The sequence below is a fragment of the Novosphingobium sp. fls2-241-R2A-195 genome, assembly GCF_030209485.1.
GTDB classification, from domain to species: Bacteria; Pseudomonadota; Alphaproteobacteria; order Sphingomonadales; family Sphingomonadaceae; genus Novosphingobium; species Novosphingobium resinovorum.
In genome coordinates this window covers 89571-111395 of record NZ_JARVRY010000002.1, presented here as the reverse complement: position 1 = coordinate 111395, position 21825 = coordinate 89571, and the positions used below count along the sequence as shown (strand labels likewise).

Here is a 21825-nt window from a genome sequence, read left to right as displayed (position 1 = left end):
ACAAAAAATCCACACATCATTTCCTGAATGTTTCTGAATTGAAATTTTTCTTGTGCCCCGTCTAGCTGCAGTGCAGCAATATTGTGCCGCTGCAATCGAAGTCCGGAACGAGGCTCCATGCAGCGGACGCAGGTGGGACGAAGCATCAAAGACAATAAATTTGTGAGGGAAACACCATGCTCTTGTCCGTCCGCGGCGTCGTCGCCGCCTCTCTCCTTGCGGGCACTGCGCTTTCCGCAACTTCGGCATTTGCGCAGGACGCCGAGGCGCCCAAGGAAATCACGATCACCGGCAGCGCGGCCCTGACCAGCGACTACCGCTTCCGCGGCGTCTCGCAGTCGGGCGGCGACATTGCGATCCAGGGCGGCATTACCGTGTCGCACGCCAGCGGCTTCTACATCGCAACCTGGGGCTCTTCGATCGACCTCGGCTCCACCTACGGCAGCACTGAACTCGACATCTTCGGCGGCTGGACCGGCGAAGTAACGCCCGGTGTTACGCTCGATGCGGGTCTGCTCTACTATGCCTACCCGAACGGCCACGTCGGTAGCGCGGAGTTTTTCGAGCCTTACGCATCGGTATCCGGCCAAGTCGGCCCGGCCAAGGTGAAGGTCGGCGCCAACTACGCCTGGAAGCAGACGGCACTGCCGAACTTCGCGGGCACGGCCAAGCATGACAACCTCTACGTCTACTCCAACGTCGATATCGGCATTCCGAACACGCCGCTGACGGTTTCGGGCCATGTCGGTTACACCGACGGCGCGCTGGCTCCGTGCTACTACTGCAACGCCGACAAGACCGGCATCGACTGGTCGATCGGCGCTTCGGCTACGGTTTACGGCCCGCTTTCGGTGAGCCTGTCCTACGTCGGCGTCAGCGGTCCGAGCATCGACAGCTACACCGACGACACCGTCGTCGCGACGCTGACCGCAGCGTTCTGATCGTCAACGCATAGCAGGAGGGGGCCCGTCCGGAACGATCCGGGCGGGTTTTCTCATTTCAGGTAGAAGTCGATCGTCGTGACGACGCGCACCTTCTTGTAAGGCGTGTCGGACTGCCCCCAGCCACCGCCCGAATCGCCGTCCCGCGCCTCGATCGAAAAGTAGCCTTGAGCGGCGTTCTTGATCGCGCCCACTTCGGCGCCGCTGTCCTTGGCGAACTGTTCGGCGGCCGAGCGCGCATCCCGGGTCGCGGCGGCGACCATCTCCGGCTTGATGCCGTTGAGCCGGGTGAAGGTATACGCCATGCCCGAACCTTCCTCGAGCATCACGCCGCGCCGTACGAGGTCGAACTGGCGGCGCACGGCATTCTGCGCGCGCTTTATGTCGGTGGTGCGCAAGCTCACACGCTGGCGCACGGTGAAACTGACGACGCCATTGTCCTTGGTCTGGTTGACGTTGACGCCGGTGGGCTGGAGCGCGTCGGCCGGGAAGCCGAGTTCCCGGAAGAATGCGCCGATCTGCACGGTGTCGCGGTCCACGCTCGCCTGCGCGGTGGCAAGATCGGGTGCGGTCGCGGAATAGCTGATGGTCCAGGTGGCGAGATCGGCGGTGACGTCACGTTCGGCGAGGCCTTTGACCGTGACCGCACGGTCCGCGCGCTGCGCCCGTTTGATGCCGTCACCCAATGCGAAGCCGCCGATGACGATGCCCACCGCCAGGATCGTCGCGCTCGCCAACCATCGACCGGTTAAACCTCCGAGGCGGGCAATGCCCTTGTGCTGATTTTCGACGGAACTATCTTCGCTCATCGCACTCTCCCTGATCGCCGCCGCGTCATGCATGTCGGCGACTGTATGTGCGATGAATTGCTCCATAACGTCGATGAAATGAAGAAGGCCCTTCCATGACCCGTTATCTCCACACCATGATCCGCGTGACCGATCCGGAAGAGACCATCCGTTTTTTCGAACTCGTCGGGCTCAAGGAAACGCGCCGGTTCTCCAGCGAACAAGGCCGTTTCACGCTGATCTATCTTGCCGCGCCGGGGCAGGAAGAGGCGGAGGTCGAACTGACCTACAACTGGCCTGCAGAGGATGGATCGGCTGAGGCTTACCCCGGCGGTCGCAATTTCGGTCACCTCGCGTTTCAGGTGTCCGATATCTACCAGACCTGCCAGCGGTTGCAGGACGGCGGCGTGACCATCAACCGCCCGCCGCGCGATGGTCACATGGCCTTCGTGCGCACGCCGGACGGCATTTCCATCGAACTGCTGCAAGATGGTCATCTCGAACCTGCCGAGCCGTGGGCGAGCATGCCCAACGTCGGATCCTGGTGAGTATCGTCAAGCCGCCGTTAACTTTCTGAAACGGCGTGCCTTCGCGTTTGCGAAGAGAGCGTCCCTGACCATAGTCTGCGCCCAGTGGTCGATCGTAGGGGATGATCGACCACTGGCCGTGGCTGGGGGACGAAGTGCGGGGATCGCAGGCGCTCATTGATATCGTCGCCCATGTGCAGGCGTTCGAGCAGGAATTGCTGCTGTTCGTGGCATTCTGGCTTGTCCTTGGCGCCTTGGACGAATTCATGATCGACGCGTTGTGGATCGGACTTCGGTTGACGGGACGCTCGCCGGATTCGCGCATCACGCAGGCAGAAGCCACCGCACCGCTTTCCGGACGCGCCGCCGTGTTGATCGCTGCCTGGCAGGAAGCAGAAGTAATTGGGCACACGGTTCGCCATGCGCTGGCCAATTGGCGGCAGGACGAGTTCACACTGTACCTCGGCTGCTATTGCAACGATCCGGATACGATCGCGGCGGTCGCCGCTGCGGCAGGCGGTGACCTGCGGGTTCGTATGGTGATAGGCGACTGCCCAGGGCCGACTACCAAGGCGGATTGCCTCAATCGAATTTACGCCGCGCTCTGCGCTGACGAGCTTCGCTATGGCTGGCGCTATCGATCCGTCGTGCTCCACGACGCGGAGGACATGGTGCATCCGGCGGAACTCGCCGTGATCGACCGGGCGCTGCGCCGGGCAGACTTCGCGCAGCTTCCCGTGCGCCCCGAACTGCAGCCAGCCTCGCCATGGATCGCGGCGCACTATGCCGATGAGTTCGCCGAGTCGCACGGCAAGGCCATGGTCGTTCGCGATGCGCTGGGAGCAGCGATGCCGGCGGCAGGCGTAGCGTGCGGCTTTTCGCGCGATATGATCGCGCGCATTGCGCTTCGTCGCGGTCGCGACGGCGGCCCGTTCGCGGCCGAGTGCCTTACCGAAGACTACGAACTCGGGCTGCTGGTGCAGCGGGAAGGCGGAACTTCGCGCTTCTTGAGGGTTCGTGACGAGACTGGCGGATTGGTCGCGACGCGGGCCTACTTCCCGTCAAAGCTGGCCGACGCTGTGCGTCAGAAATCGCGGTGGATTCACGGGATTTCGTTCCAGGGGTGGGACCGGCTTGGTTGGGGCAGCGGAGTTATCGACCAGTGGATGGCACTTAGGGACCGGCGTGGCCCGCTCACGGCCCTGATCCTCGCGTGCGGTTATGGGTTGCTGCTGATCGAGGCGGCATTGAAACTGGCCGAACGTGAAGGGCTCGTACAAGGCACGGAGCTTTCGCCTTTGCTGCAGGCGCTGTTGGCCATCTGCCTGGTGAGTTTCGTCTGGCGAAGCGGCTTGCGGTGCTTCTTCACCGCACGCGAATACGGGCTGGTCGAAGGGCTTGGCGCGATTCCGCGTATCGTCGTTGCCAACGCAATCGCCATTCTGGCGGGCCGCCGCGCGCTCTTCAGCTATGTGATGACCTTGAGGGGCAATCCCGTACGTTGGGAGAAGACCGAGCACGTCGGGCACCCGACGCTGCTTGAGTTGGCGCCGACCCGTTCAAGGCTGGCTGCGTCGTGAGCGGCGGAGCGATTTCACGCGGGCATCCACTTCTGGCCCTGCTGGCCTTGTTGGGGGGCTGGGTTGGAGGGCGCGCTGCGACATGGGAACCGCTGGTCTCAAAGGCCGCGCCAGCCGTCGTTGCGGGTAGTGAAGTCGGCTTAGGGCTCCAGTCCCTTCCGAGCTATGCCGGCGATGATCCTAGAGCCTATGACGTTGCGCCCGATTTTGGTGTTGGCCGGCCTGCGGTGCGTTATGTCATGACCTATTCCGCGCCGGCCGCGCCTGCGGTGTCGTCCGGCATTTCCGCTCTGTCGATCATGCCGCACTTGCGCGAGGACTTTGGCGCCTTGCAGCCCTTGCCGCGTTTCTACGCACCCGACGTGCCCGGGACGGTCGCCGCACCTCAGCCGACCGGGCTGCCGATCGTGCCTTGGCGGCCGCGCCGCTGGTCGATGGACGCATGGGCGCTGATGCGACGGGACAGTTCCGGTGCTCCAGCTTCGCCTGGGGCGATTCCCGGGACTTACGGCGCTAGTCAGGCGGGCGGAGTGCTGCGCTACCGGCTGGCATTGGCCAGTAGGCATCGGCCGACGGTCTACTTGCGCAGCACCTCGACGACCGGGCAAATCCGAGAAACCACGGCGGCAGTTGGTTTGTCGGCCCGGCCGATCACTGCGTTGCCTGTCGTCGCGGCGCTGGAGGGGCGGATGACCGACCAGATGGGGCAGCGCCGGGTACAGGGCGCAGCGATGGCGATCACCGAATTGCCGCTATTCCCGCTGCTCGCCGGCTTCCGAGGAGAGGTCTACGCGCAGGCAGGATATGTCGCCGGGCGCTACGCGACAATGTTCGCTGACGGTCAGTTCCGAGCGGATCGGGGATTGCTGACTGTGCGGGCAGCGGACGTGCGGATCGGTGGAGGACTTTGGGGCGGAGCGCAGAAGGGCGCGGCGCGGCTCGATGCGGGACCGACCGCCTCGGTTGCGATGCCGCTCGGGCGCGGCATCAATGGGCGGGTCGCGGTGGACTGGCGCTTCCGCCTTGCGGGTGACGCCGTGCCCGGCTCCGGCCCCGCCCTCACGCTATCCGCAGGATTCTGAAACGCGCCTTTTCCGCGACGCCATGCTGCGGTAGCGAGTGGGGGCAATGGACGTCTACCTCCCCATCGCCAACCTTTCGGTCAACGGCCTCATCATCGTCGCGCTGGGGGCGCTGACCGGCGTGCTTTCGGGCATGTTCGGCGTGGGCGGCGGGTTCCTGACGACCCCATTGATGATCTTCTACGGTATCCCGCCCACAGTCGCCGCAGCATCGGCAGCCAGCCAGGTGACCGGCGCCAGCGTCTCGGGCGTCTTTGCGCATACCCGGCGGGGCGGAGTGGATTACCAGATGGGCGCGGTCATGGTGGCCGGCGGCATCATGGGCACCGGGCTCGGCTCGCTGCTGTTCAACCTGCTCGAGCGGCTGGGGCAGATCGATACGGTCATAAACATCCTCTACGTCGTGCTGCTCGGCTCGATCGGCGGCTTGATGGCCAAGGAGAGTATCCAGTCGATCCGCGCCGAGCGGACCGGGATTCCCATCGCCGCCAGGAAGCGCCGCCATCACCCGATGGTCGCCAGCCTGCCGATGCGCTGGCGGTTCTACCGCTCGGGCCTCTACATCTCGCCGCTGGCGCCGCTGCTGCTGGGGATCGGGACCGGCATCTTGACGATGCTGATGGGCATCGGCGGCGGCTTCGTGCTGGTCCCGGCGATGCTCTATATTCTCGGCATGAGCGCCAATGTCGTCGTCGGCACCTCGCTGTTCCAGATCCTCTTCGTGACGATGGCGACGACGATGATGCACGCGCTGACGACTCACGCCGTCGATATCGTGCTGGCCTCGCTGCTGCTGCTGGGCTCGGTGTCCGGCGCTCAGGTCGGCGCGCAGTTCGCGCAGAAGGCCAGCCCGGTGAAACTGCGCCTGATCCTCGCCGTCATCGTGCTGCTGGTCGCCGGGCGCATGGCGCTGGGCCTCGGCTATCGGCCTGACGAGATCTATACGGTCGCGCCGCTGTGAGGGTGTGGCTCGCACTGCTGGCGCTCGTCGCGCTGACCGGCGCGCGCGATCCGATCCTCGTACCCGAAGTCTCGCAGCACGAAGTCGATCTGCAACAGGGCTTTACCGGCACCGAACTGCTGCTCTTCGGTGCGGTGCTGACGCCGGAAGGCTCCCGCGCGGCGCAGGACTACGACATCGTCGTCGTGCTCAAGGGGCCGACCCAGTCAATCGTCCTGCGCGAAAAGCAGAAGGTCGCGGGCGTCTGGATCAACGCCGCCAGCACCGAACTGCGAAGCGCGCCGAGCTACTACGCCATCGCCTCGAGCCGGCCGATCGCCGACATCGTCGATGACAAGACGGCGGCGATCTATGAGCTTGGGCTCAAGTGGCTGCAGTTGTCGCCGATCGGCGCGATCGATCCGGACGAACAGGCGCGTTTCTCCTCGGGGCTGGTCGATCTCAACCGCCGGATCGGGCTCTACCGCGAGGAGGAGGGCGGCGTCACGGTCAAGGAGCAGGTGCTTTACCAGGCGCGGATCGAACTGCCCTCGCGCGTGCCGACGGGCATCTATACCGCAGAAACTTTCGCCATTTCCAAGGGTAGGGTAGTCGCGTCGGCGAGCAGCCAGGTTGAAGTGCGTAAGCTCGGTATCGAGCGCGCCATCGCCAATTTCGCGGAGGATTACGGCTTCGCTTATGGCCTGCTGGCGGTATTCGTTTCGGTGGCGATGGGCTGGCTGGCCGGGCGTCTTTTCGCGCTGATCTGATATACGATGCCGTCTTTAGGCGGAAATTAACCTCGTCGCTGGTAGCCACCGCAATCGGTTGCCATACAAATGCGATGGGTTGACGAAGCGGATGCATCTCGACGGTCTCGACAGATTTCAAGACCCCCGGACCGATGCGGAGCCGGCCGTCGCGCTTGGGCTCGAGCCGATCGGCGTCGTCCTCGACGTGAGCGGCGCGGGTAGTCGCATCGCCTTCGATCTCGAGCGTCTGAACGAGATTACCGCGGCGGATGATCCTTCGGTGGCGATGTCCGGGCAGGTGAGCAGCCAGGTCAAGATTCGCGTCGGCACCGGCTGGCTGCTGGCCAGCGTCCGTAACCAGAAGCAGGACGGCCGCGTGGCGGGCGTGCTGTCCGAAGTCGATTTTCTCGGTGAGGGTTTAGAGGAGCGCCAGACCGGCCGCATCCACGGGTTCCGGCGGGGCGTCACGCGCTTCCCGATCCCGGGCGCGCTGGTCTACCCGGCGACCAGCGACGACCTTCGGCAGATCTACGCCAGCGACGGACGCTCGGCGATCCAGGTTGGCAACGTCTATCCCACCCGCGACATTCGCGCGGGGCTTTACGTCGATGCGCTGCTGGGCAAGCACTTCGCGCTGCTCGGTTCGACCGGCACCGGCAAGTCGACCAGCGCCGCGCTGATCCTCCACCGTATCTGCGAGCATGCGCCCGAAGGCCACATCATCATGGTCGATCCGCACGGCGAGTACGCGGCGGCGTTTCGCGATACCGGCGTGATCCTCGACGTCTCGAACCTGCAGATGCCGTATTGGCTGATGAACTTCGAGGAGCACTGCGAAATCCTGCTGACCTCTCGCGGAGACGAGCGCCAGCTTGACGCCGAAATCCTCGGCAAGGCGCTGCTGGAGGCGCGCTCGAAGAACCGGCTGGCCGAGCAGATGGGCAAGATCACGGTGGATTCGCCGATCCCCTACCTGCTGTCCGACCTTGGCAACATCCTCAACAACGCGATGGGCAAGCTCGACAAGGGCCATACCAGCGCGCCGTACCTGCGCATCCGCAACAAGCTGGACGAGATGAAGTCCGACCCGCGCTATCAGTTCATGTTTTCCGGCATGCTGGTGGGCGACGTGATGGCGGACTTCATTTCCAAGCTGTTCCGCCTGCCGTCGCGCGGGCGCCCGATCTCGATCATCGACGTCTCCGGCGTGCCGACGGAGATCACCTCCACCGTCGTCGCGGTGCTCAGCCGCATGGTCTTCGACTTCGCCGTCTGGGCACGCGAGGAGGAAACGCGGCCGATCCTGCTCGTCTGCGAGGAAGCGCATCGCTACGTTCCGAACGAGCGGAATGCCGATGGCTCGTCGGTGGGTCGCATCCTCTCACGCATCGCCAAGGAGGGGCGCAAGTACGGGATCTCGCTGGGCCTCATCACGCAGCGGCCGTCCGATCTGGCCGAGGGCGTGCTGTCGCAGTGCGGCACGATCATCTCGATGCGCCTGAACAATGAGCGCGACCAGGCCTTCGTGCGCGCCGCCATGCCCGAGGGTGCACGCGGGTTCCTCGATTCGATCCCGGCGCTGCGCAACCGCGAGTGCATCGTCTGCGGCGAGGGCGTGGCGATCCCGATGCGCGTTTCGTTCGACGACCTTGAGGAGCGCAAGCGGCCGGCTTCGGCGGACCCCTCGTTCACGCAGCTGTGGAACCGCAGCGGCGGCGAGGAAGAGATGGTCCTGCGCACCGTGCAGCGCTGGCGGGCGCAGGGGCGTTGAACTAACCCTTGAAGGCCCTGCGCCACCGGCCTGTGCTGTAGTAGGCCAGCGTCAGGATCACCGTCAGCGACGAGCCGACCGGATAGGCCCACCATACCGCCTCGCTGCCAATGAACGGGCGGGCCAACGCATAGAAGCCGAGGCGCCCCGGGTAGAGACCGAGGAACAGCAGCACCAGCGGCGCTACCACCGCACCATAGGCCCGCATCGTGCCGGTCAGGATCATGGTGATCGACACGATCACGAACGAGGCGGTGCAGACCACCTGGATATGCTCGGCGATGGGCAGGGCGGGGCTCTGGCCGCCGAGGAACAGTGCCAGCAGCGGCCTGTCGAATCCCACGATCAGCGCGGCCACGGCGGTCGACATGACGAGGTTGGTGCCCATGCCGGTCAGCGTCACCTTGCTGACGCGCCCGTGGTCCCCGGCGCCCAGCGACTGCGCAACCATCGCGCTTACGGCCGAGCCGATCGCGAAGGCGGGCATCTGCAGATAGTTCCACAGTTGCAGCGAAGCGCCATAGGCGGCCGCTGCGTCCAGCCCCTCGCGGTTGACGAGGCTCACCATGATGAGGCCCGCCGAGGACACGATCAGCATCTGCGCACCCATCGGCAGACCCTTGGCCAGCACATAGCGAAGGTCCTCTCCGCGCGGGGTGAGATAGCCGAGTTCGGGGCCGCGCAGGCGCAGCGGCAGGTCCTTGCGGTAGATCACCACGATCTGCAGCACCATGCCGGCGGTGTTGGCGATGGCGGTGGCGATGGCCGACCCTGCGACGCCCAAGGTCGGCAGCGGGCCCACGCCGATGATCAGCAGCGGGTTAAACACGATGTCCAGCACTACTGCCAAGATCATGGCGTAGAGCGGCGTCTTGGAATCGCCGACGCCGCGCATGCCCATCGAGACGATCATGTTCACGCTCGCCAGCGGGATCGTCACGAAGATCACCTGCAAGTAAGCGAGCGCATCGGCGCGGCTGGCGGCAGGTGTGCCGAGCTTGTCGAGCAGCGCTCCTGCACCGAACCAGCCGATCACGCCGGTCGCGATCGAGATCAGGATGCAGAAGCCGACGCCGGTGCCGAACGTGCGCCGCGCCGCGACAATGTCACGCGCGCCGAAATGCTGGCCCACGCGCACCGTCGTCGCCATGCCGAAGCCGAAGACGGCGGCGAAGACGAGGAACATCACGATGTTGGCGTTGGCCGTCGCCGCCAAGGCGCTCTCGCCCAGCAGGCGGCCCACCCAGATCGCGTTGACCGAACCGTTCAGCGTCTGCAGCACGTTGGACAGCAGCATCGGGATCGAGAAGAACAGCAGCGTCTTCAGGATCGGGCCTTTGGTGAGATCGCCGCGCATCGCCGGGCGCGCGGGCGCTTCGACCTGCGGAGTGTCGGCGGTCGAGCTGTCCTCGCACAGCGGGATGGGCGATGCTTCGTTCATGTGCCTCTCGTGTCGCCCCAAAGATGGATGTGCAAGCGGTCCGTGAACCGCAAGCCATGCTGCGAGCAGAAATCCGCCAGCCAGCCCGACCGTTCCCGGATGACATCGCTGGAGCGGCCTTCGGGCATCAGGAACAGGCGCTGGCCGGGAATGGCGTAGGTTTCCTGCAACTGCATGACTTCATCGAGATCTTCGCGGCTGGCCACCACGAACTTGAAGAAGGCGCGCGGTTCGGCGGCCCAGGCGGCGAGGCGTTCGGGCAGCAGCGCGAGGGTATCGGGGTTGCCGCTGTGCGCCAGCTTGGGGCTGACGTTGTACTGGTCGATCCGGGCGTCGAGCGCGGGGTGCGGGGCGACGGTGGAGTTGGTCTCGACCTCGACGTGCATGCCGGGGCGGATTTCGTCGAGCGCCTTGACCATGCGGGCGAGCGCCGCGCCCTGCAGCAGCGGCTCGCCGCCGGTAATGACGAGGCGGTCGGGCACCAGATCGGCGACCGCTTGCGCGAGGTCCGCTTCCTCCATCGTCACCTGGTTCTCGCGCCGTTCGAAGGCGAGGTCGTCGCGGTGGAAGCGGTTGTCGCCCGTGAAGCGCCAGGTGTAGGCGGTGTCGCACCACTGGCACGCGAGGTTGCAGCGCGAGAGGCGCACGAAGGTGCTCGGTCGGCCCATCGAGGGGCCTTCGCCCTGCAGCGAGGCGAAGATTTCCGGCTGGCCGGGGGTGGTGGTGGCCAAAGTCAACATGGGGTCAGGGTCATGGTTTCAGTGTCGTAAGGTGACGCAGGTTTACACGGTTTACACGGTCCAGAGGGAAAAGGTGTCACCTTGTGGCTGAAGGTGTCACCTTACAGGCGAAACCTGTCACCTTGCGGCGAAAATGTGTCACCTTGTGCGGGGCAGGTGTAACCTTGGGTGTCACTTTGTGCGGAGCGATCATCGACATGGGCGCATCGTGTCAGAGGCGCGCTATGTAGGAAAGCGACCCGGCCGCGATCTGAGCAGGCAACCTTCCAGGCCCATCTCCAACCTTTCGTCATTGCGAGGCCCGCAGGGCCGAAGCAATCCAGGGCAGTGTGGCGCTGCCCTGGATTGCTTCGCTACGCTCGCAATGACGAGCAAGGGGGACGAGCGGTTTTTGGCTGGCCTCAGCCCAGCCGCGCCAGTGCGGCCGCCAGACGCTCCGCCTCGGCGGAATGCGCGGTGTGGTCGGCCTTGGCCTTCTCGACCGCCTCGGGCTTGGCCTTCTGCGCGAAGGCCGGGTTGTCGAGGCGCTTGCCTAGCGAATCCCGCTCCTTGATCGAGGCGGCGTGGGCCTTTTCCAGACGGGCCTTTTCGGCGGCGATGTCGATCACGCCTTCGAGCGGGATCGCCAGCATCGCGTCGCCCGCTCCCACCTGCATCGCCGCGCCCGCAGGCGCCGCTTCGAAGCGGATGCCGTCGAGACGGGCGAGGCGGTCCACCACCGCCGGGTTGCGCTCGATCACGGCGCGCGTCTCGGCGGAAGCGTCCGCGAGATACGCGGTCAGGCGCGCGCCCGGCGAGATGCCGAGTTCCGCCTTGGCGCCGCGCAAGTTGCCGACGAGCGCGATCAGCCACTCGACTTCGGCCTTGGCCTCGGCGTCCACCGCAGCCTCGGGCGCGGGCCATGCGGCGACGATCAGTTCGGCCTCGCGGGTGCCGGTCTTGCTCCACAGCTCTTCGGTGACGAAGGGCATGAAGGGGTGCAGCATCACCAGAATCTGGTCGAGCACCCAGCCGGCGACGGCCTTGGTCTCGTCATCGAACGAACCCTTGATGAGTTCGATGTACCAGTCGCAGAACTGGTTCCAGACGAAGTGGTAGATCGCATTGGCGGCCGCGTCGAAGCGCAAGTCGGCCATCGCCTTGTCGAGCGCGGCGACGGTCTCGACGACTTCGCCGATGATCCAGCGGTTGACTGCCGAGGTCGCCTTCGGAGCCGCAACCGAGGTGCTGCCGACGATGCCGTTGGACTGGCAGAAGCGCGCGGCGTTCCACAGCTTGGTGGCGAAGTTGCGGTAACCCTCGACGCGCTTCTCATCCATCTTCACGTCGCGGCCCTGGCTTTCCATGGCGGTCATGAAGAAGCGCAGCGCGTCGGCGCCGTACTGGTCGATGAGGCCCAGCGGATCGACGACGTTGCCCTTGGACTTGGACATCTTCTGCCCGTCGGCCGCGCGCACGAGGCCATGGAGGTAGAGCCGCTTCCACGGCACTTCCTTCATGAAGTGGATGCCCTGCATCGCCATGCGCGCATCCCAGAAGAACAGGATGTCGAAGCCGGAAACGAGCAGGTCGTTGGGGTAGTGCTTCTTGAGCAGCGCCGAATCCTGATCGGGCCAGCCCAGCGTCGCGAAAGGCCACAGCGCCGAGGAGAACCACGTATCGAGCACGTCGTTGTCGCGGGTCAGCGCCTTGTTGCCCGCGAGCGCCTGCGCTTCTTCCTCGGTCTCGGCGACGAAGATCTCGCCGTCTTCGGTGTACCACGCGGGGATGCGGTGGCCCCACCACAGCTGGCGGCTGACGCACCACGGCTGGATGTTCTCCATCCAGTTGAAGAAGGTCTTCTCCCAGCTCTTGGGCACGATCTCGATCGAGCCGTTGCGCACGGCTTCCATCGGCGGGATGGCGAGCGTGGCGGCATCGACGTACCACTGGTCGGTCAGCCACGGCTCGATCACCACGCCGCCGCGGTCGCCGTAGGGCGTAGCGATGGTGCGCGGCTCGGCGTCGTGCTCGACCGGGTTGCCTTCCTTGTCCTTCGTTACGTGCGGGATGAGGAGGCCCAGCTCCTTCATCGCCTCGACCACGGCGGTACGCGCCTCGAAGCGGTCGAGGCCGAGGAACAGGTGCGGGATCAGGCCGTCCGCCGTCTGGCAGACCTTGGCCTCGGCATCGAGCATGTTGAGCATGTCGCGCGCCTCGATCCCGGCGCGCTTGCCGACCTCGAAGTCGTTGAAATCATGCCCCGGCGTGATCTTCACCGCGCCCGAGCCCAGTTCCGGATCGGCGTGCTCGTCGGCGACGATGCGAATCTCGCGGCCCGTGATCGGCAGGGTGACGGTGGCCCCGCGCTCCAGCAGCGGCTTGTAGCGCTCGTCGGCGGGGTTCACCGCGACCGCCATGTCGGCCAGCATCGTCTCGGGGCGCGTGGTGGCGACCTCGATATGGCCCGATCCGTCCGAGAGCGGATAGTTGAAGTGCCAGAAGTGGCCCTGGATCTCGCGCGTCTCGACCTCAAGGTCGCTGATCGCGGTCTTGAGCTTGGGGTCCCAGTTCACCAGCCGCTTGTCGCGGTAGATCAGGCCCTGCTTGTGCAGGTCGACGAAGACCTTGACCACGGCCTTGGTGAAGTGCGGGTCCATGGTGAACTGCTCGCGGCTCCAGTCCATCGAGCAGCCCAGGCGGCGCAGCTGGCCGGTGATGGTGCCGCCGCTCTCGGCCTTCCATTCCCAGACCTTCTCGATGAAGGCCTCGCGCGTGTAGTTGGTGCGCTTGTCCTGCTTCGCCTCCATCTGGCGCTCGACCACCATCTGGGTGGCGATGCCGGCATGATCGGTGCCGACCACCCACAGCGCATCCTTGCCGCGCAGGCGCTCGTAGCGGATCACCACGTCCTGCAGCGTGTTGTCGAGCGCGTGGCCGATGTGCAGCGAGCCCGTCACGTTCGGCGGCGGGTTGACGATGGTGAAGGGCGCGGCGTCGGGGCGCTCGGGGCGGAACAGGTTGTTCTGTTCCCAGTGGGCGTACCACTTGGCCTCGATCCCGGCGGGGTCGAAAGTCTTGTCGAGAGCGGGTTCTGCGATCTGGTCGGTCATGGCGTCGGTCATGGCCGGGGCCATGCCAAAGGGCGGGTTTCGGCGCAAGGACGATTCCCCGTCATCCCAGCGAAGGCTGGGACCGCTGGCCGCGTAAAGCCCACCCCTCGGCAGGGCGTACTGACGATAGGTGGCATTAACAGGCCAGCGGTCCCAGCCTTCGCTGGGATGACGAAGTGTGTTGGGTGACGGGGTGCAATCAAAGTGACACATCTCGTCGCCAGCATGGAACATCTTGCCGGTCCATGGTTTTTCCCCCAAAGCGAGCGAACATGCGGGAATGGGCTGAATTCACCCTGTCGGAAAACGACCAAGGCGCCGACCATGTCCTGGCGCTGAAGGGACCGCTTTGCGTTCATTCGCTGGGCAATCTTGACGCCAAGCTGCATGGCCTGAGCGGGAATTTCACCCGCGTGGACATGTCCGGCGTCACCGACATCGACACCACCGGCGCCTGGCTGGTCACGCACTACGCCAACCAGCGCGGGCTGGAGATCACCGGAGAAAACGAGCAGGCGCGCCGCCTCTTCGCGGCCATCGGCAACATGCACGAGCATGAGGCGGAGCCGGAACCGAAGCTGCCCTTCATCACCCGTCAGTTGGACGAACTCGGCGATCTGATGGCGAACTGGGGGCAGGGCATCGTCAAGGTGCTCGACTTCCTGGGCGAACTGATCCTCGCCCTCGGCGCGGTGATCCGCCGGCCGTCGAAGCTGCGCGGCACGGCGCTGGTGTTCCACATGCAGTACGTGGGCATCAACTCGCTGTGGATCATCGGGCTGATGAGCTTCCTCATCGGCATCGTCATCGCGCAGCAGGGCGCGGTGCAGCTCGCGCAGTTCGGCGCGGAGTTCTATACGATCAACCTGACCGGCCGCCTGTCGATGCGCGAACTGGGCATCCTGATGACCTCGATCATGGTCGCGGGTCGTTCGGGATCGGCCTTCGCCGCCCAGATCGGCACGATGAAGCTGACCGAAGAAGTGGACGCGATGCGCACCATCGGCGTTTCGCCGGTGCAGGCGCTGGTGGTGCCGCGCGTGCTCGCCTCGATGCTGATGATGCCGCTGCTGGGCTTTTACAGCTCGGTCCTTGCGATCATCGGCGGCGCGACGATCGGTGGTCTGGCCCTCGACATTCCGTTCTGGACCTTCCTGCAGCGCACGCAGGAAGTGGTGCCGATCACCGACGTCTACATCGGCCTGATCAAGGCGCCGGTCTTCGCGCTGATCGTGGCGCTTGCGGGCTGCTACCAGGGCATGCAGGTGACCGCCAACGCCGAGGAAGTCGGCGCGCGCACGACGCAGGCGGTGGTCACCGCGATCTTCACGGTGATCGTTCTCGACGCCTTCTTCGCCATCTTCTTCACGAAAATCGGTTGGGCATGACGGACCTCTCGGACGATTATCAGGGCGAATACCCGATCCTCGTCGAAGGGCTGCGTAGCGCCTTCGGCGACCACGTCATTCACGACGACCTCGACCTCAAGGTTCGCAAGGGCGAGATCCTTGGCGTCGTCGGCGGCTCGGGCACCGGCAAGTCGGTGCTGATGCGCTCGATCATCGGGCTGCAGCAGCCGGCCGAGGGCAGCATCACCGTGCTCGGCCACAAGATGGGCGAGGCGACCGAGGACGAGGACATCGACTTGCGCTCGCGCTGGGGCGTGCTGTTCCAGGGCGGCGCGCTGTTCTCGACCCTGACGGTGGGTGAGAACGTGGAGGTCCCGCTCAAGCAGTTCTTTCCCGAGATCACCGACAGCTTGCGGGCCGAGATCGCCCGCTTCAAGGTGCGCCTTTCGGGGCTCCCGGAAAACGCCGCGTTCAAGTTCCCGAGCGAGCTTTCGGGCGGCATGAAGAAGCGCGCCGGGCTTGCCCGAGCGCTTGCGCTCGATCCCGAGCTGCTGTTCCTCGACGAGCCGACCGCGGGCCTCGATCCCATCGGCGCCGCCGCATTCGACAGCCTGACGCGCGAGTTGAAAGAGACGCTGGGGCTCACCGTCTTCCTCATCACCCACGATCTCGACACGCTCTACGCCATCTGCGACCGCGTGGCGGTGCTGGCGGACAAGAAGGTCATCGCGGTGGGGACGATCCCGGAACTGCTGGCGCTCGACCATCCGTGGATTCAGGAATACTTCAATGGCCCGCGTGGCCGCGCGGCCTTGGACGCCAAGAAGGACTCGGCGCTTGCCGTCAAGGACGATCCGCCGATGTCCGCTCAAGGCTCGCCGGAACACATGAAATCGGAACATGAGGCCGCCGAGGCGGTTCAAGCTAGTTCGCCGTCCGACACGGACAGCAAGAAGTCGGAGGCATAGGGGCGCAGGCGATGGAAACCAAAGCCAATCACGTCTGGGTCGGAGTCGTCACGCTTGTCCTGCTGGCGGCGCTCGCGGCGTTCGTCATCTGGATCGCGCGGCTCAACGAAGGCGCCCAGAACGAATACGACATCTTCTTCAAGCAGTCGGTCGACGGCTTGGCCAAGGGGTCGGAAGTCGGCTATGCGGGCGTGCCTTCGGGGCAGGTCACACAGATCGAGCTATGGCCGCAGGACCCCAGCTTCGTGCGCGTGCGCGTCAAGGTCGATGAGAAGGTGCCGATCACGGTGGGCACCACCGCGACCATCCAGGGCAGTTTCACCGGCGTTTCCGACATCCAGCTGGAAGGCGCCGTCAAGGGCGCGCCGCTGCTGACCGAGCCCGGGCCGGAAGGCGTGCCGGTCATCCCGACCAAGCGCGGCGGCTTCGGCGAACTGCTGACCAACGCGCCGCTGCTGATGGAACGCCTCGCCACGCTGACCGAGAACCTCAACCAGCTGATGAGCGCGGAAAACCGCAAGTCGATCACCGGCATCCTCGCCAATACCGACAAGATGACGAAGGACTTGTCGCAGGCGACGCCGCAACTGCGCGCGACGATGAGCGAGCTGCAGGCGACGCTCAAGCAGGGCACTCAGACCCTCGCCGCGTTCGAGGGCGTGGCGCACAAGGCCGACGACCTGCTGGGCGACGAAGGCAGTTCGCTGGCGGAACAATTGCGCAAGACTCTGGCCTCGGCGCAGAAGTCGATGGACCAGCTCGACAAGACGATGGCCCATGCTCAGCCCGCGCTTGATCAGGTGTCCGAGCAGACGCTGCCTGCCGCCGAAAGCGCGATCCGCGACTTGCGCGCGACCAGCAAGGCGCTGCGCAGCCTGACCGAGAAGATCGACGAGCAGGGCGCCGGAGCGCTGCTCAAGGGGCAGAAGCTGCCCGACTATAAGCCGTGAGGGGTATCGCGATGAACCGTTTTGGCCATGGACTGATGGCGGCCGCTGCCGCGCTCACCCTGTCGGCTTGCGTGAGCCTCGGCACCAAGCCGCCCGACGAATTGCTCAAGCTCACCGCGCAGGACGGCGCGCCGGTCGGGGCGACTGCGAGCGGCCAGTTGTCGGATGCGATCGTCGTGCTCGATCCCGAATCCGATCGCGGCCTCGACGTGCTGCGGGTGCCGGTGACGGTGGACAGTTCCAGCGTCGCCTATCTCAAGGACGCGCTGTGGGTGGAGAAGCCCACGCGCCAGTTCCGCTCGCTGCTGGCCGAGACCCTGCGCGCGCGCACCGGACAACTCGTGGTCGAGGGCGGCGACTTCGAGGTCACCGGCAAGACGCTCATCGGCGGCCGCCTGCTGCAGATGGGCTATGACGCGCAGCGCAGCGCCGTCGTGGTGCGCTTCGATGCGGTGCGCTCGGAACGCGGCATCGGCCCGCTCCAGACGAAGCGCTTTGAAGCCGTGGTGAACGGCGTCGAGGCCAAGGCCAAGCCGGTGGGCGCAGCACTCAACCAGGCGGCAAACGACGTCGCGCGACAGGTGGCGGACTGGGTCAAGGGCTGACCACCTCGCTGCGTGGAGCGCGGGCGGAGTTTCGCCAAGGGCCAGAATTAATTTAAAAAGTCCATGGGAAGCGCCTTCGCGATATAAAAGAGACGAAGGTAAAAAGTTTTCATTCGCATATTGCGCTTAAATCACGGCAAACGAATGAATTGACGGGAAACGGTTGAAAATACCGTTTCTCGACATTCGTTTATGTTGCTTGTCGGCAACAGTGACGCTTTGATGACAATCCAGAAACAACTCTTTGGTTTGACGGCAATTTCGCTCCCGCTAAGGGGCGCCTCCCTGCTGCCGGTAACGGTGCGGGTGCGACAAGAATATTGCAGGAGCATACCATGAAGAAGTTCGTCCCGGTGGCCGTTGCCGCCGCGCTGTTCGCCGTTCCGGCCGCCGCCCAGGCACAGGCTTTCGTGCAGGTGGAAACCGGTCTCGACTCGATCTCGGTCGGTGGCGAATCGGACGAGGGCGTCGCCTACGGCATCAGCGCCGGCTACGACATTCCCCTGTCGAACGGCCTGTTCGTCGGCATCCAGGGCACTGCCGCCGACAGCACCACCAAGGAATGCGCGTCGGCCGGTGCCGAGCGTCTCTGCATCAAGACCGGCCGCGATCTCGCCGCTGTCGTGCGCCTCGGCACCCAGGTCGGTGAGCGCAGCAAGATTTACGTGCTCGGCGGCTACACCAACGCCCGCCTGCGCGTGACTTACACCGATGGTGTCGACAGCTACGGTGAAGGCGCCAATGGCGACGGCTTCCGTCTCGGCGCAGGCGCTCAGTACGACCTGTCGGACCGCCTTTTCGTGAAGGCCGAGTACCGTTACTCGAACTACGAAAGCGATTTCAGCCGCCACAACGCGCTCGTCGCGCTGGGCGCCAAGTTCTGATCTCAGGACATGGGGCGGGCGCCGTAGGCGTCCGCTCTTGCCAAAAGACCCGCCCGGCTCTCGCCGCGGCGGGTCTTTTCCGTTTCAGCGGGAGAGTGCGGTCAGTGCGATCGCCAGCCTGAACGCCTCGAACCGGGCGGCGCGGCGTTCGGTGGCTTCCCAGTCCTCGCCCCAGAGTTCGACCTGCCAGTCGGCCTCCAGTTCGGCGGCCTTCCACAAGGCTTCGGCATCGGCGCCGGGACGGATCGCCTCCAGCGCGATGACCAGCGAGGCGGAGAGGCTCGACAGCATCTTCAGCGCGGCAAGTTCGAAATCGCTGCAGGCGTCCAGTTCGCTGCGCAGGCACGCCAGCGTCGGTTCGGGCTGCGGCTTGTGGATGATGCCGGAGATGCGTGTGAAAGTGACGCCAAGCCGCGCCTCTGCGGATGAGAGCACGGGCTCCCACATTTCCATCTGCCGCTTGTAGAGCGCCTCGTCCGGGTCGGCGCGGTAGCACAGAGTATCGGTTTCGGCGTAAGGCAGCAGTTCGGCGATGACGGTGCCGCGCGCGGGCGCGACGGCGTCGATCGCGAAGTCGGCAAGGTCGCGGTAGTGGAAGGTCGCGGTGTCGATCTCCTCGCCCTGTCCGGCCCATTCGGCGGCCAGCGCCTGCGCCAGCGCCTGCGTCGGCACGACTTGCGGGCGGCCGCCTGCGGTGCGGATTGGGCGGCCGTCGAGGACCGCGCGCCAGCCCGAGTCTTCCGGGCCGTTTTCGGTCTGCTCGGCGGTCGCTTCCTTGTAGAAACGCTTCATTTGGGTGTGCGCCACTTTCTGATGAGAATCGCGGGCAGGACGAAGGCGTCGATCAGCCCGTTGGCGAGGAGGAGATAGGCGACCCATGCCGGTGCGCCGGGAAAGATACGGCCTTGCGTCATCAGCAGGCCGAGCACGACGAAAGCGACACCGGCGATGCGCACGATGTTGATGATCGCGAAGCGCAGCGCTGCGGGATCGCGACCGGGTTTCGGCTGGCTCACCTGAGCAAGTGCTCCAGCAACTGCGCCGGGGTCTCGGCGACCATTTCGGCGCCCGTTTCGGACAGTTCGCGCGGGTGGTGATAGCCCCAGTCCACGCCGACCGCGCGGACTTGCGCGGACGTCGCCATCTGCATGTCGTAGGCCGTGTCGCCGATCATCACGGCTTCCGACGCCTGCGCGCCCGCTTCGAACAAAGCCTCTTCCAGCATCGCAGGGTGGGGCTTGGAGGGATGACGGTCGGCGGTCTGGAGCGTCACGAAGAGGTCGGCGATGCCGTTCGCCTCAAGGCAGAAGCCGAGGCCGCGATCCGACATGCCGGTGGCGACGCCCAGCGTCCAGCCATTGGCATGAAGGGCGCGCAAGGTGTCCTCGATCCCCGGGAACAGCGGCTGGGCGACACGGCCCTGTTCGCGCGCGGTGCGGAACGAGAGCTTGTAGGCCTCGGCCATGGCGTGTTGCTGCTCGGCGTCCGAATCGGGCAGCAACTGGCGGATCGCCTGGGGCAGCGAAAGCCCGACCGCACGCCGGATGCTCCCGCGCGTCGGTGAAGGCAGCGAGAAGGCGGCGAAGGCCGCCTCCATCGCCTCGCAGATCGGCGCCTGCCCATCGACGAGGGTGCCGTCGCAGTCGAAGACCGCCAGTTTCACCGGGACCTGCCTCGCGGCGCGCCGCCGGGCTTGGGAGCGGAGCGCGCTGCACCCGTGCGCGGACCGGAAGGCTTGCCACCGGGACGTGCGGGCTTGCCGGCCGGCTTCCCGAACGACTTGCCCGCAGGCTTTCCGGGCGCCTTTCCACCGGGCTTCCCGCCGGGCTTGCTCAGCCGCGTCTGGCCCGAGCCGGGGCCATCGCTGCGCTTGCGGCGCTCGCCCCGGCGTTCCTTGCGATATTCCTTGGCGTGCTGCTTGGCGGCCTTCTTCTGGTCTTCCTTGGTGAACTCGGCCGGAGCCTCGATCTCGGTGTCGCCTTCCGATTCGACGAAGCCCAGTTGCTCCAGCGAATTGGCGAAGTGTTCCGGAAGAGGAGCGGTGACGTCCAGCGGGGCGCCGTCCGGGTGCTCGATCAGGAGGCGACGTGCGTGGAGGTGCATCTTGCGACTGATCGAGCCGGTCAGGAACGCCTCCTGCCCGCCGTACTTGCCGTCGCCGACGATCGGGTGGCCGATCGCCGCCATGTGGACGCGCAGCTGGTGGGTGCGGCCGGTCAGCGGGTGCAGCTCGACCCAGGCGGCGCGGTTGCCGGCGCGGTCGATCACGCGGTAGCGGGTGCGGGCGGTCTGCCCTTCCTTCTCGTCGACGTGCATCTTCTCGCCGCCGGTGCCCGGCTGCTTGGCGAGCGGCAGTTCGATCATGCCGTCGTTGATGCTCGGCACCCCGACCACCAGCGCCCAGTAGATCTTCTTGGCGGTGCGGCCGGAGAACCGCTTCGAGAAGAACGCCGCGCTGCCCGGGGTGCGGGCGATCAGCAGGACGCCCGAGGTGTCCTTGTCGAGTCGGTGGACGAGGCGCGGGCGCGGTCCCTTCTCGACATAGGCGTCGAGCAGGCCGTCGACATGCTCCTTCATGCCCGAGCCGCCTTGCGTGGCGAGGCCCGGCGGCTTGTTGAGCACGATCGCGGCGCGGTCCTGCGTCAGCACCATCGAATCGGCGAGTTCGATCTCGGCCTCGGTCAATTCACGGCGGGGGCGTTCGCCGTTGGCGCTGGCCTTCTGCTCGCCGCCGGGCGGCACGCGCAGGGTCTGGCCCGCTTCCAGCCGGGTGTCGACGTCGGCGCGCTTGCCGTCGACGCGAATCTGGCCGGTGCGCGCCCAGCGCGAGACCATCGCGAAGCCCACCTTGGGCAAGTGCCGCTTGAACCAGCGGTCGAGGCGGACGCCGTCGTCATCCTGACCGACGGTGAATTGACGGACGATATCGATATTGCTCATGCCACGCTCCGCATAACAAAAAGGCCGAGGAACAGGCCGCCGAATCCGGCGAGCAGTGACAGGGCGGTATAAAAGGCAGCGGTGGCGATCTCGCCCCGCTGGATCAAGGTGGCGAAATCGAGGCTCATCGACGAGAACGTCGTGAACCCGCCCAGCACGCCGATGCCGAGCAGCAGGCGGGTGCTCTCGCCGGAACTTCCGAGGCGGGCGAGCCAGCCGGTCAGCAGGCCCATCAGCACGCTGCCGATGACGTTGACGGTGAGGGTGCCATAAGGAAAGACGCCCGCGCGCACCGGGCCGAGCGCAGCGGTCCAGCCGCGCCCGACGAGGAAGCGCAGCCACGAGCCGAACGCGCCGCCGAGGGCCACATAGAGAGAGGCCAGTATAAAGGAAGGTTGGGGCATGGCGCCGCCTTAGCCGCGAATCGCCGGAATTCCAATCCGGCCGGGTTGAAGGTTAGGGATGAACCTGCGCG

21 protein-coding genes are annotated in these 21825 nt (G+C 65.6%); 12 read left to right on the top strand and 9 right to left on the bottom strand.

The annotated features are described in order from the left end of the window. Positions 1–176: 176 nt before the first annotated feature. Positions 177–941: a TorF family putative porin gene (locus QRN25_RS01285; protein ID WP_285016995.1), complete on the top strand. Its 765-nt coding sequence runs from the start codon at positions 177–179 to the stop codon at positions 939–941. Between the two features lie 53 nt (positions 942–994). Here the strand turns inward: QRN25_RS01285 and QRN25_RS01280 are convergent, their stop codons facing one another. Continuing rightward, the gene (locus QRN25_RS01280) at positions 995–1750 is read right to left on the bottom strand and encodes an SIMPL domain-containing protein (protein WP_285016993.1); all 756 of its coding nucleotides are present in this window, start codon (positions 1748–1750) and stop codon (positions 995–997) included. A 95-nt stretch (positions 1751–1845) separates the two neighbouring features. Here QRN25_RS01280 and QRN25_RS01275 point away from each other — a divergent pair, with 95 nt between their 5' ends. From QRN25_RS01275 to QRN25_RS01250, 6 genes are all read left to right on the top strand, one after another. After that, positions 1846–2277 (top strand): VOC family protein, encoded by a 432-nt coding sequence (locus tag QRN25_RS01275; protein WP_285016991.1) that lies wholly within the window; start codon positions 1846–1848, stop codon positions 2275–2277. A 101-nt stretch (positions 2278–2378) separates the two neighbouring features. After that, positions 2379–3836: a glycosyl transferase family protein gene (locus tag QRN25_RS01270; protein ID WP_285016989.1), complete on the top strand. Its 1458-nt coding sequence runs from the start codon at positions 2379–2381 to the stop codon at positions 3834–3836. A gap of 239 nt (positions 3837–4075) precedes the next feature. Then, the gene (locus QRN25_RS01265) at positions 4076–4918 is read left to right on the top strand and encodes a hypothetical protein (RefSeq protein ID WP_285016987.1); all 843 of its coding nucleotides are present in this window, start codon (positions 4076–4078) and stop codon (positions 4916–4918) included. Between the two features lie 46 nt (positions 4919–4964). After that, positions 4965–5879, top strand: coding sequence for a sulfite exporter TauE/SafE family protein (locus QRN25_RS01260; protein ID WP_008828324.1), 915 nt, complete (start codon positions 4965–4967; stop codon positions 5877–5879). Continuing rightward, positions 5876–6628: a TIGR02186 family protein gene (locus tag QRN25_RS01255; RefSeq protein ID WP_008828323.1), complete on the top strand. Its 753-nt coding sequence runs from the start codon at positions 5876–5878 to the stop codon at positions 6626–6628. The genes QRN25_RS01260 and QRN25_RS01255 overlap by 4 nt, the downstream gene beginning before the upstream one ends. A gap of 91 nt (positions 6629–6719) precedes the next feature. After that, positions 6720–8381 (top strand): ATP-binding protein, encoded by a 1662-nt coding sequence (locus QRN25_RS01250; RefSeq protein ID WP_285017214.1) that lies wholly within the window; start codon positions 6720–6722, stop codon positions 8379–8381. Between the two features lies 1 nt (position 8382). On the opposite strand, the gene QRN25_RS01245 is transcribed toward QRN25_RS01250, so the two are convergent. The 3 genes from QRN25_RS01245 to QRN25_RS01235 form a co-directional block, all read right to left on the bottom strand. Beyond that, positions 8383–9822, bottom strand: coding sequence for an MATE family efflux transporter (locus QRN25_RS01245; RefSeq protein WP_285016984.1), 1440 nt, complete (start codon positions 9820–9822; stop codon positions 8383–8385). Beyond that, the gene (locus QRN25_RS01240) at positions 9819–10562 is read right to left on the bottom strand and encodes a 7-carboxy-7-deazaguanine synthase QueE (protein WP_285016982.1); all 744 of its coding nucleotides are present in this window, start codon (positions 10560–10562) and stop codon (positions 9819–9821) included. Before QRN25_RS01240 ends, QRN25_RS01245 begins: the two co-directional genes overlap by 4 nt. A 401-nt stretch (positions 10563–10963) precedes the next feature. Beyond that, positions 10964–13654: a valine--tRNA ligase gene (locus QRN25_RS01235; RefSeq protein ID WP_285017212.1), complete on the bottom strand. Its 2691-nt coding sequence runs from the start codon at positions 13652–13654 to the stop codon at positions 10964–10966. 272 nt (positions 13655–13926) lie between these two features. Here QRN25_RS01235 and QRN25_RS01230 point away from each other — a divergent pair, with 272 nt between their 5' ends. From QRN25_RS01230 to QRN25_RS01210, 5 genes are all read left to right on the top strand, one after another. Continuing rightward, positions 13927–15042, top strand: a complete 1116-nt coding sequence (locus QRN25_RS01230; RefSeq protein WP_036523655.1) for an ABC transporter permease — start codon at positions 13927–13929, stop codon at positions 15040–15042. Beyond that, positions 15039–15971, top strand: coding sequence for an ABC transporter ATP-binding protein (locus tag QRN25_RS01225; protein ID WP_285016980.1), 933 nt, complete (start codon positions 15039–15041; stop codon positions 15969–15971). Before QRN25_RS01230 ends, QRN25_RS01225 begins: the two co-directional genes overlap by 4 nt. An 11-nt stretch (positions 15972–15982) precedes the next feature. Next, entirely contained in the window at positions 15983–16921 is a 939-nt protein-coding gene (locus QRN25_RS01220; RefSeq protein WP_271184726.1) for an MlaD family protein, read from the top strand. An 11-nt stretch (positions 16922–16932) separates the two neighbouring features. Next, on the top strand, positions 16933–17526 hold the full coding sequence (locus QRN25_RS01215) for an ABC-type transport auxiliary lipoprotein family protein (RefSeq protein WP_285016978.1): 594 nt from the start codon (positions 16933–16935) through the stop codon (positions 17524–17526). Positions 17527–17861: 335 nt separating this feature from the next. Next, positions 17862–18410: an outer membrane protein gene (locus QRN25_RS01210; protein ID WP_036523667.1), complete on the top strand. Its 549-nt coding sequence runs from the start codon at positions 17862–17864 to the stop codon at positions 18408–18410. Positions 18411–18494: 84 nt separating this feature from the next. Here the strand turns inward: QRN25_RS01210 and QRN25_RS01205 are convergent, their stop codons facing one another. From QRN25_RS01205 to crcB, 5 genes are read right to left on the bottom strand one after another with little or no spacing between them, the layout of a single operon-like run. Beyond that, positions 18495–19202 (bottom strand): ATP12 family chaperone protein, encoded by a 708-nt coding sequence (locus QRN25_RS01205; RefSeq protein ID WP_285016975.1) that lies wholly within the window; start codon positions 19200–19202, stop codon positions 18495–18497. Continuing rightward, complete coding sequence (locus QRN25_RS01200; protein ID WP_211150315.1) at positions 19199–19426, bottom strand: hypothetical protein; 228 nt, start codon at positions 19424–19426, stop codon at positions 19199–19201. The genes QRN25_RS01205 and QRN25_RS01200 overlap by 4 nt, the downstream gene beginning before the upstream one ends. Continuing rightward, positions 19423–20073, bottom strand: a complete 651-nt coding sequence (locus QRN25_RS01195; protein ID WP_285016966.1) for an HAD-IA family hydrolase — start codon at positions 20071–20073, stop codon at positions 19423–19425. The genes QRN25_RS01200 and QRN25_RS01195 overlap by 4 nt, the downstream gene beginning before the upstream one ends. Continuing rightward, positions 20070–21350 (bottom strand): RluA family pseudouridine synthase, encoded by a 1281-nt coding sequence (locus QRN25_RS01190; protein WP_285016964.1) that lies wholly within the window; start codon positions 21348–21350, stop codon positions 20070–20072. The genes QRN25_RS01195 and QRN25_RS01190 overlap by 4 nt, the downstream gene beginning before the upstream one ends. Further along, entirely contained in the window at positions 21347–21754 is a 408-nt protein-coding gene (crcB, locus tag QRN25_RS01185) for a fluoride efflux transporter CrcB (protein WP_285016961.1), read from the bottom strand. The genes QRN25_RS01190 and crcB overlap by 4 nt, the downstream gene beginning before the upstream one ends. Between the last annotated feature and the right edge of the window lie 71 nt (positions 21755–21825).

Bases quoted from the DNA above. Each gene is read 5' to 3' on its own strand.
- QRN25_RS01225 (WP_285016980.1), top strand. From the start codon at position 15,039: ATGACGGACCTCTCGGACGATTATCAGGGCGAATACCCGATCCTCGTC.
- QRN25_RS01235 (WP_285017212.1), bottom strand. From the start codon at position 13,654: ATGACCGACCAGATCGCAGAACCCGCTCTCGACAAGACTTTCGACCCC.
- QRN25_RS01190 (WP_285016964.1), bottom strand. From the start codon at position 21,350: ATGAGCAATATCGATATCGTCCGTCAATTCACCGTCGGTCAGGATGAC.
- QRN25_RS01205 (WP_285016975.1), bottom strand. From the start codon at position 19,202: ATGAAGCGTTTCTACAAGGAAGCGACCGCCGAGCAGACCGAAAACGGC.
- QRN25_RS01210 (WP_036523667.1), top strand. From the start codon at position 17,862: ATGAAGAAGTTCGTCCCGGTGGCCGTTGCCGCCGCGCTGTTCGCCGTT.
- QRN25_RS01245 (WP_285016984.1), bottom strand. From the start codon at position 9,822: ATGAACGAAGCATCGCCCATCCCGCTGTGCGAGGACAGCTCGACCGCC.
- QRN25_RS01230 (WP_036523655.1), top strand. From the start codon at position 13,927: ATGCGGGAATGGGCTGAATTCACCCTGTCGGAAAACGACCAAGGCGCC.
- QRN25_RS01265 (WP_285016987.1), top strand. From the start codon at position 4,076: ATGACCTATTCCGCGCCGGCCGCGCCTGCGGTGTCGTCCGGCATTTCC.
- QRN25_RS01215 (WP_285016978.1), top strand. From the start codon at position 16,933: ATGAACCGTTTTGGCCATGGACTGATGGCGGCCGCTGCCGCGCTCACC.
- crcB (WP_285016961.1), bottom strand. From the start codon at position 21,754: ATGCCCCAACCTTCCTTTATACTGGCCTCTCTCTATGTGGCCCTCGGC.
- QRN25_RS01220 (WP_271184726.1), top strand. From the start codon at position 15,983: ATGGAAACCAAAGCCAATCACGTCTGGGTCGGAGTCGTCACGCTTGTC.
- QRN25_RS01270 (WP_285016989.1), top strand. From the start codon at position 2,379: ATGATCGACCACTGGCCGTGGCTGGGGGACGAAGTGCGGGGATCGCAG.
- QRN25_RS01260 (WP_008828324.1), top strand. From the start codon at position 4,965: ATGGACGTCTACCTCCCCATCGCCAACCTTTCGGTCAACGGCCTCATC.
- QRN25_RS01285 (WP_285016995.1), top strand. From the start codon at position 177: ATGCTCTTGTCCGTCCGCGGCGTCGTCGCCGCCTCTCTCCTTGCGGGC.
- QRN25_RS01250 (WP_285017214.1), top strand. From the start codon at position 6,720: ATGCATCTCGACGGTCTCGACAGATTTCAAGACCCCCGGACCGATGCG.
- QRN25_RS01280 (WP_285016993.1), bottom strand. From the start codon at position 1,750: ATGAGCGAAGATAGTTCCGTCGAAAATCAGCACAAGGGCATTGCCCGC.
- QRN25_RS01275 (WP_285016991.1), top strand. From the start codon at position 1,846: ATGACCCGTTATCTCCACACCATGATCCGCGTGACCGATCCGGAAGAG.
- QRN25_RS01240 (WP_285016982.1), bottom strand. From the start codon at position 10,562: ATGTTGACTTTGGCCACCACCACCCCCGGCCAGCCGGAAATCTTCGCC.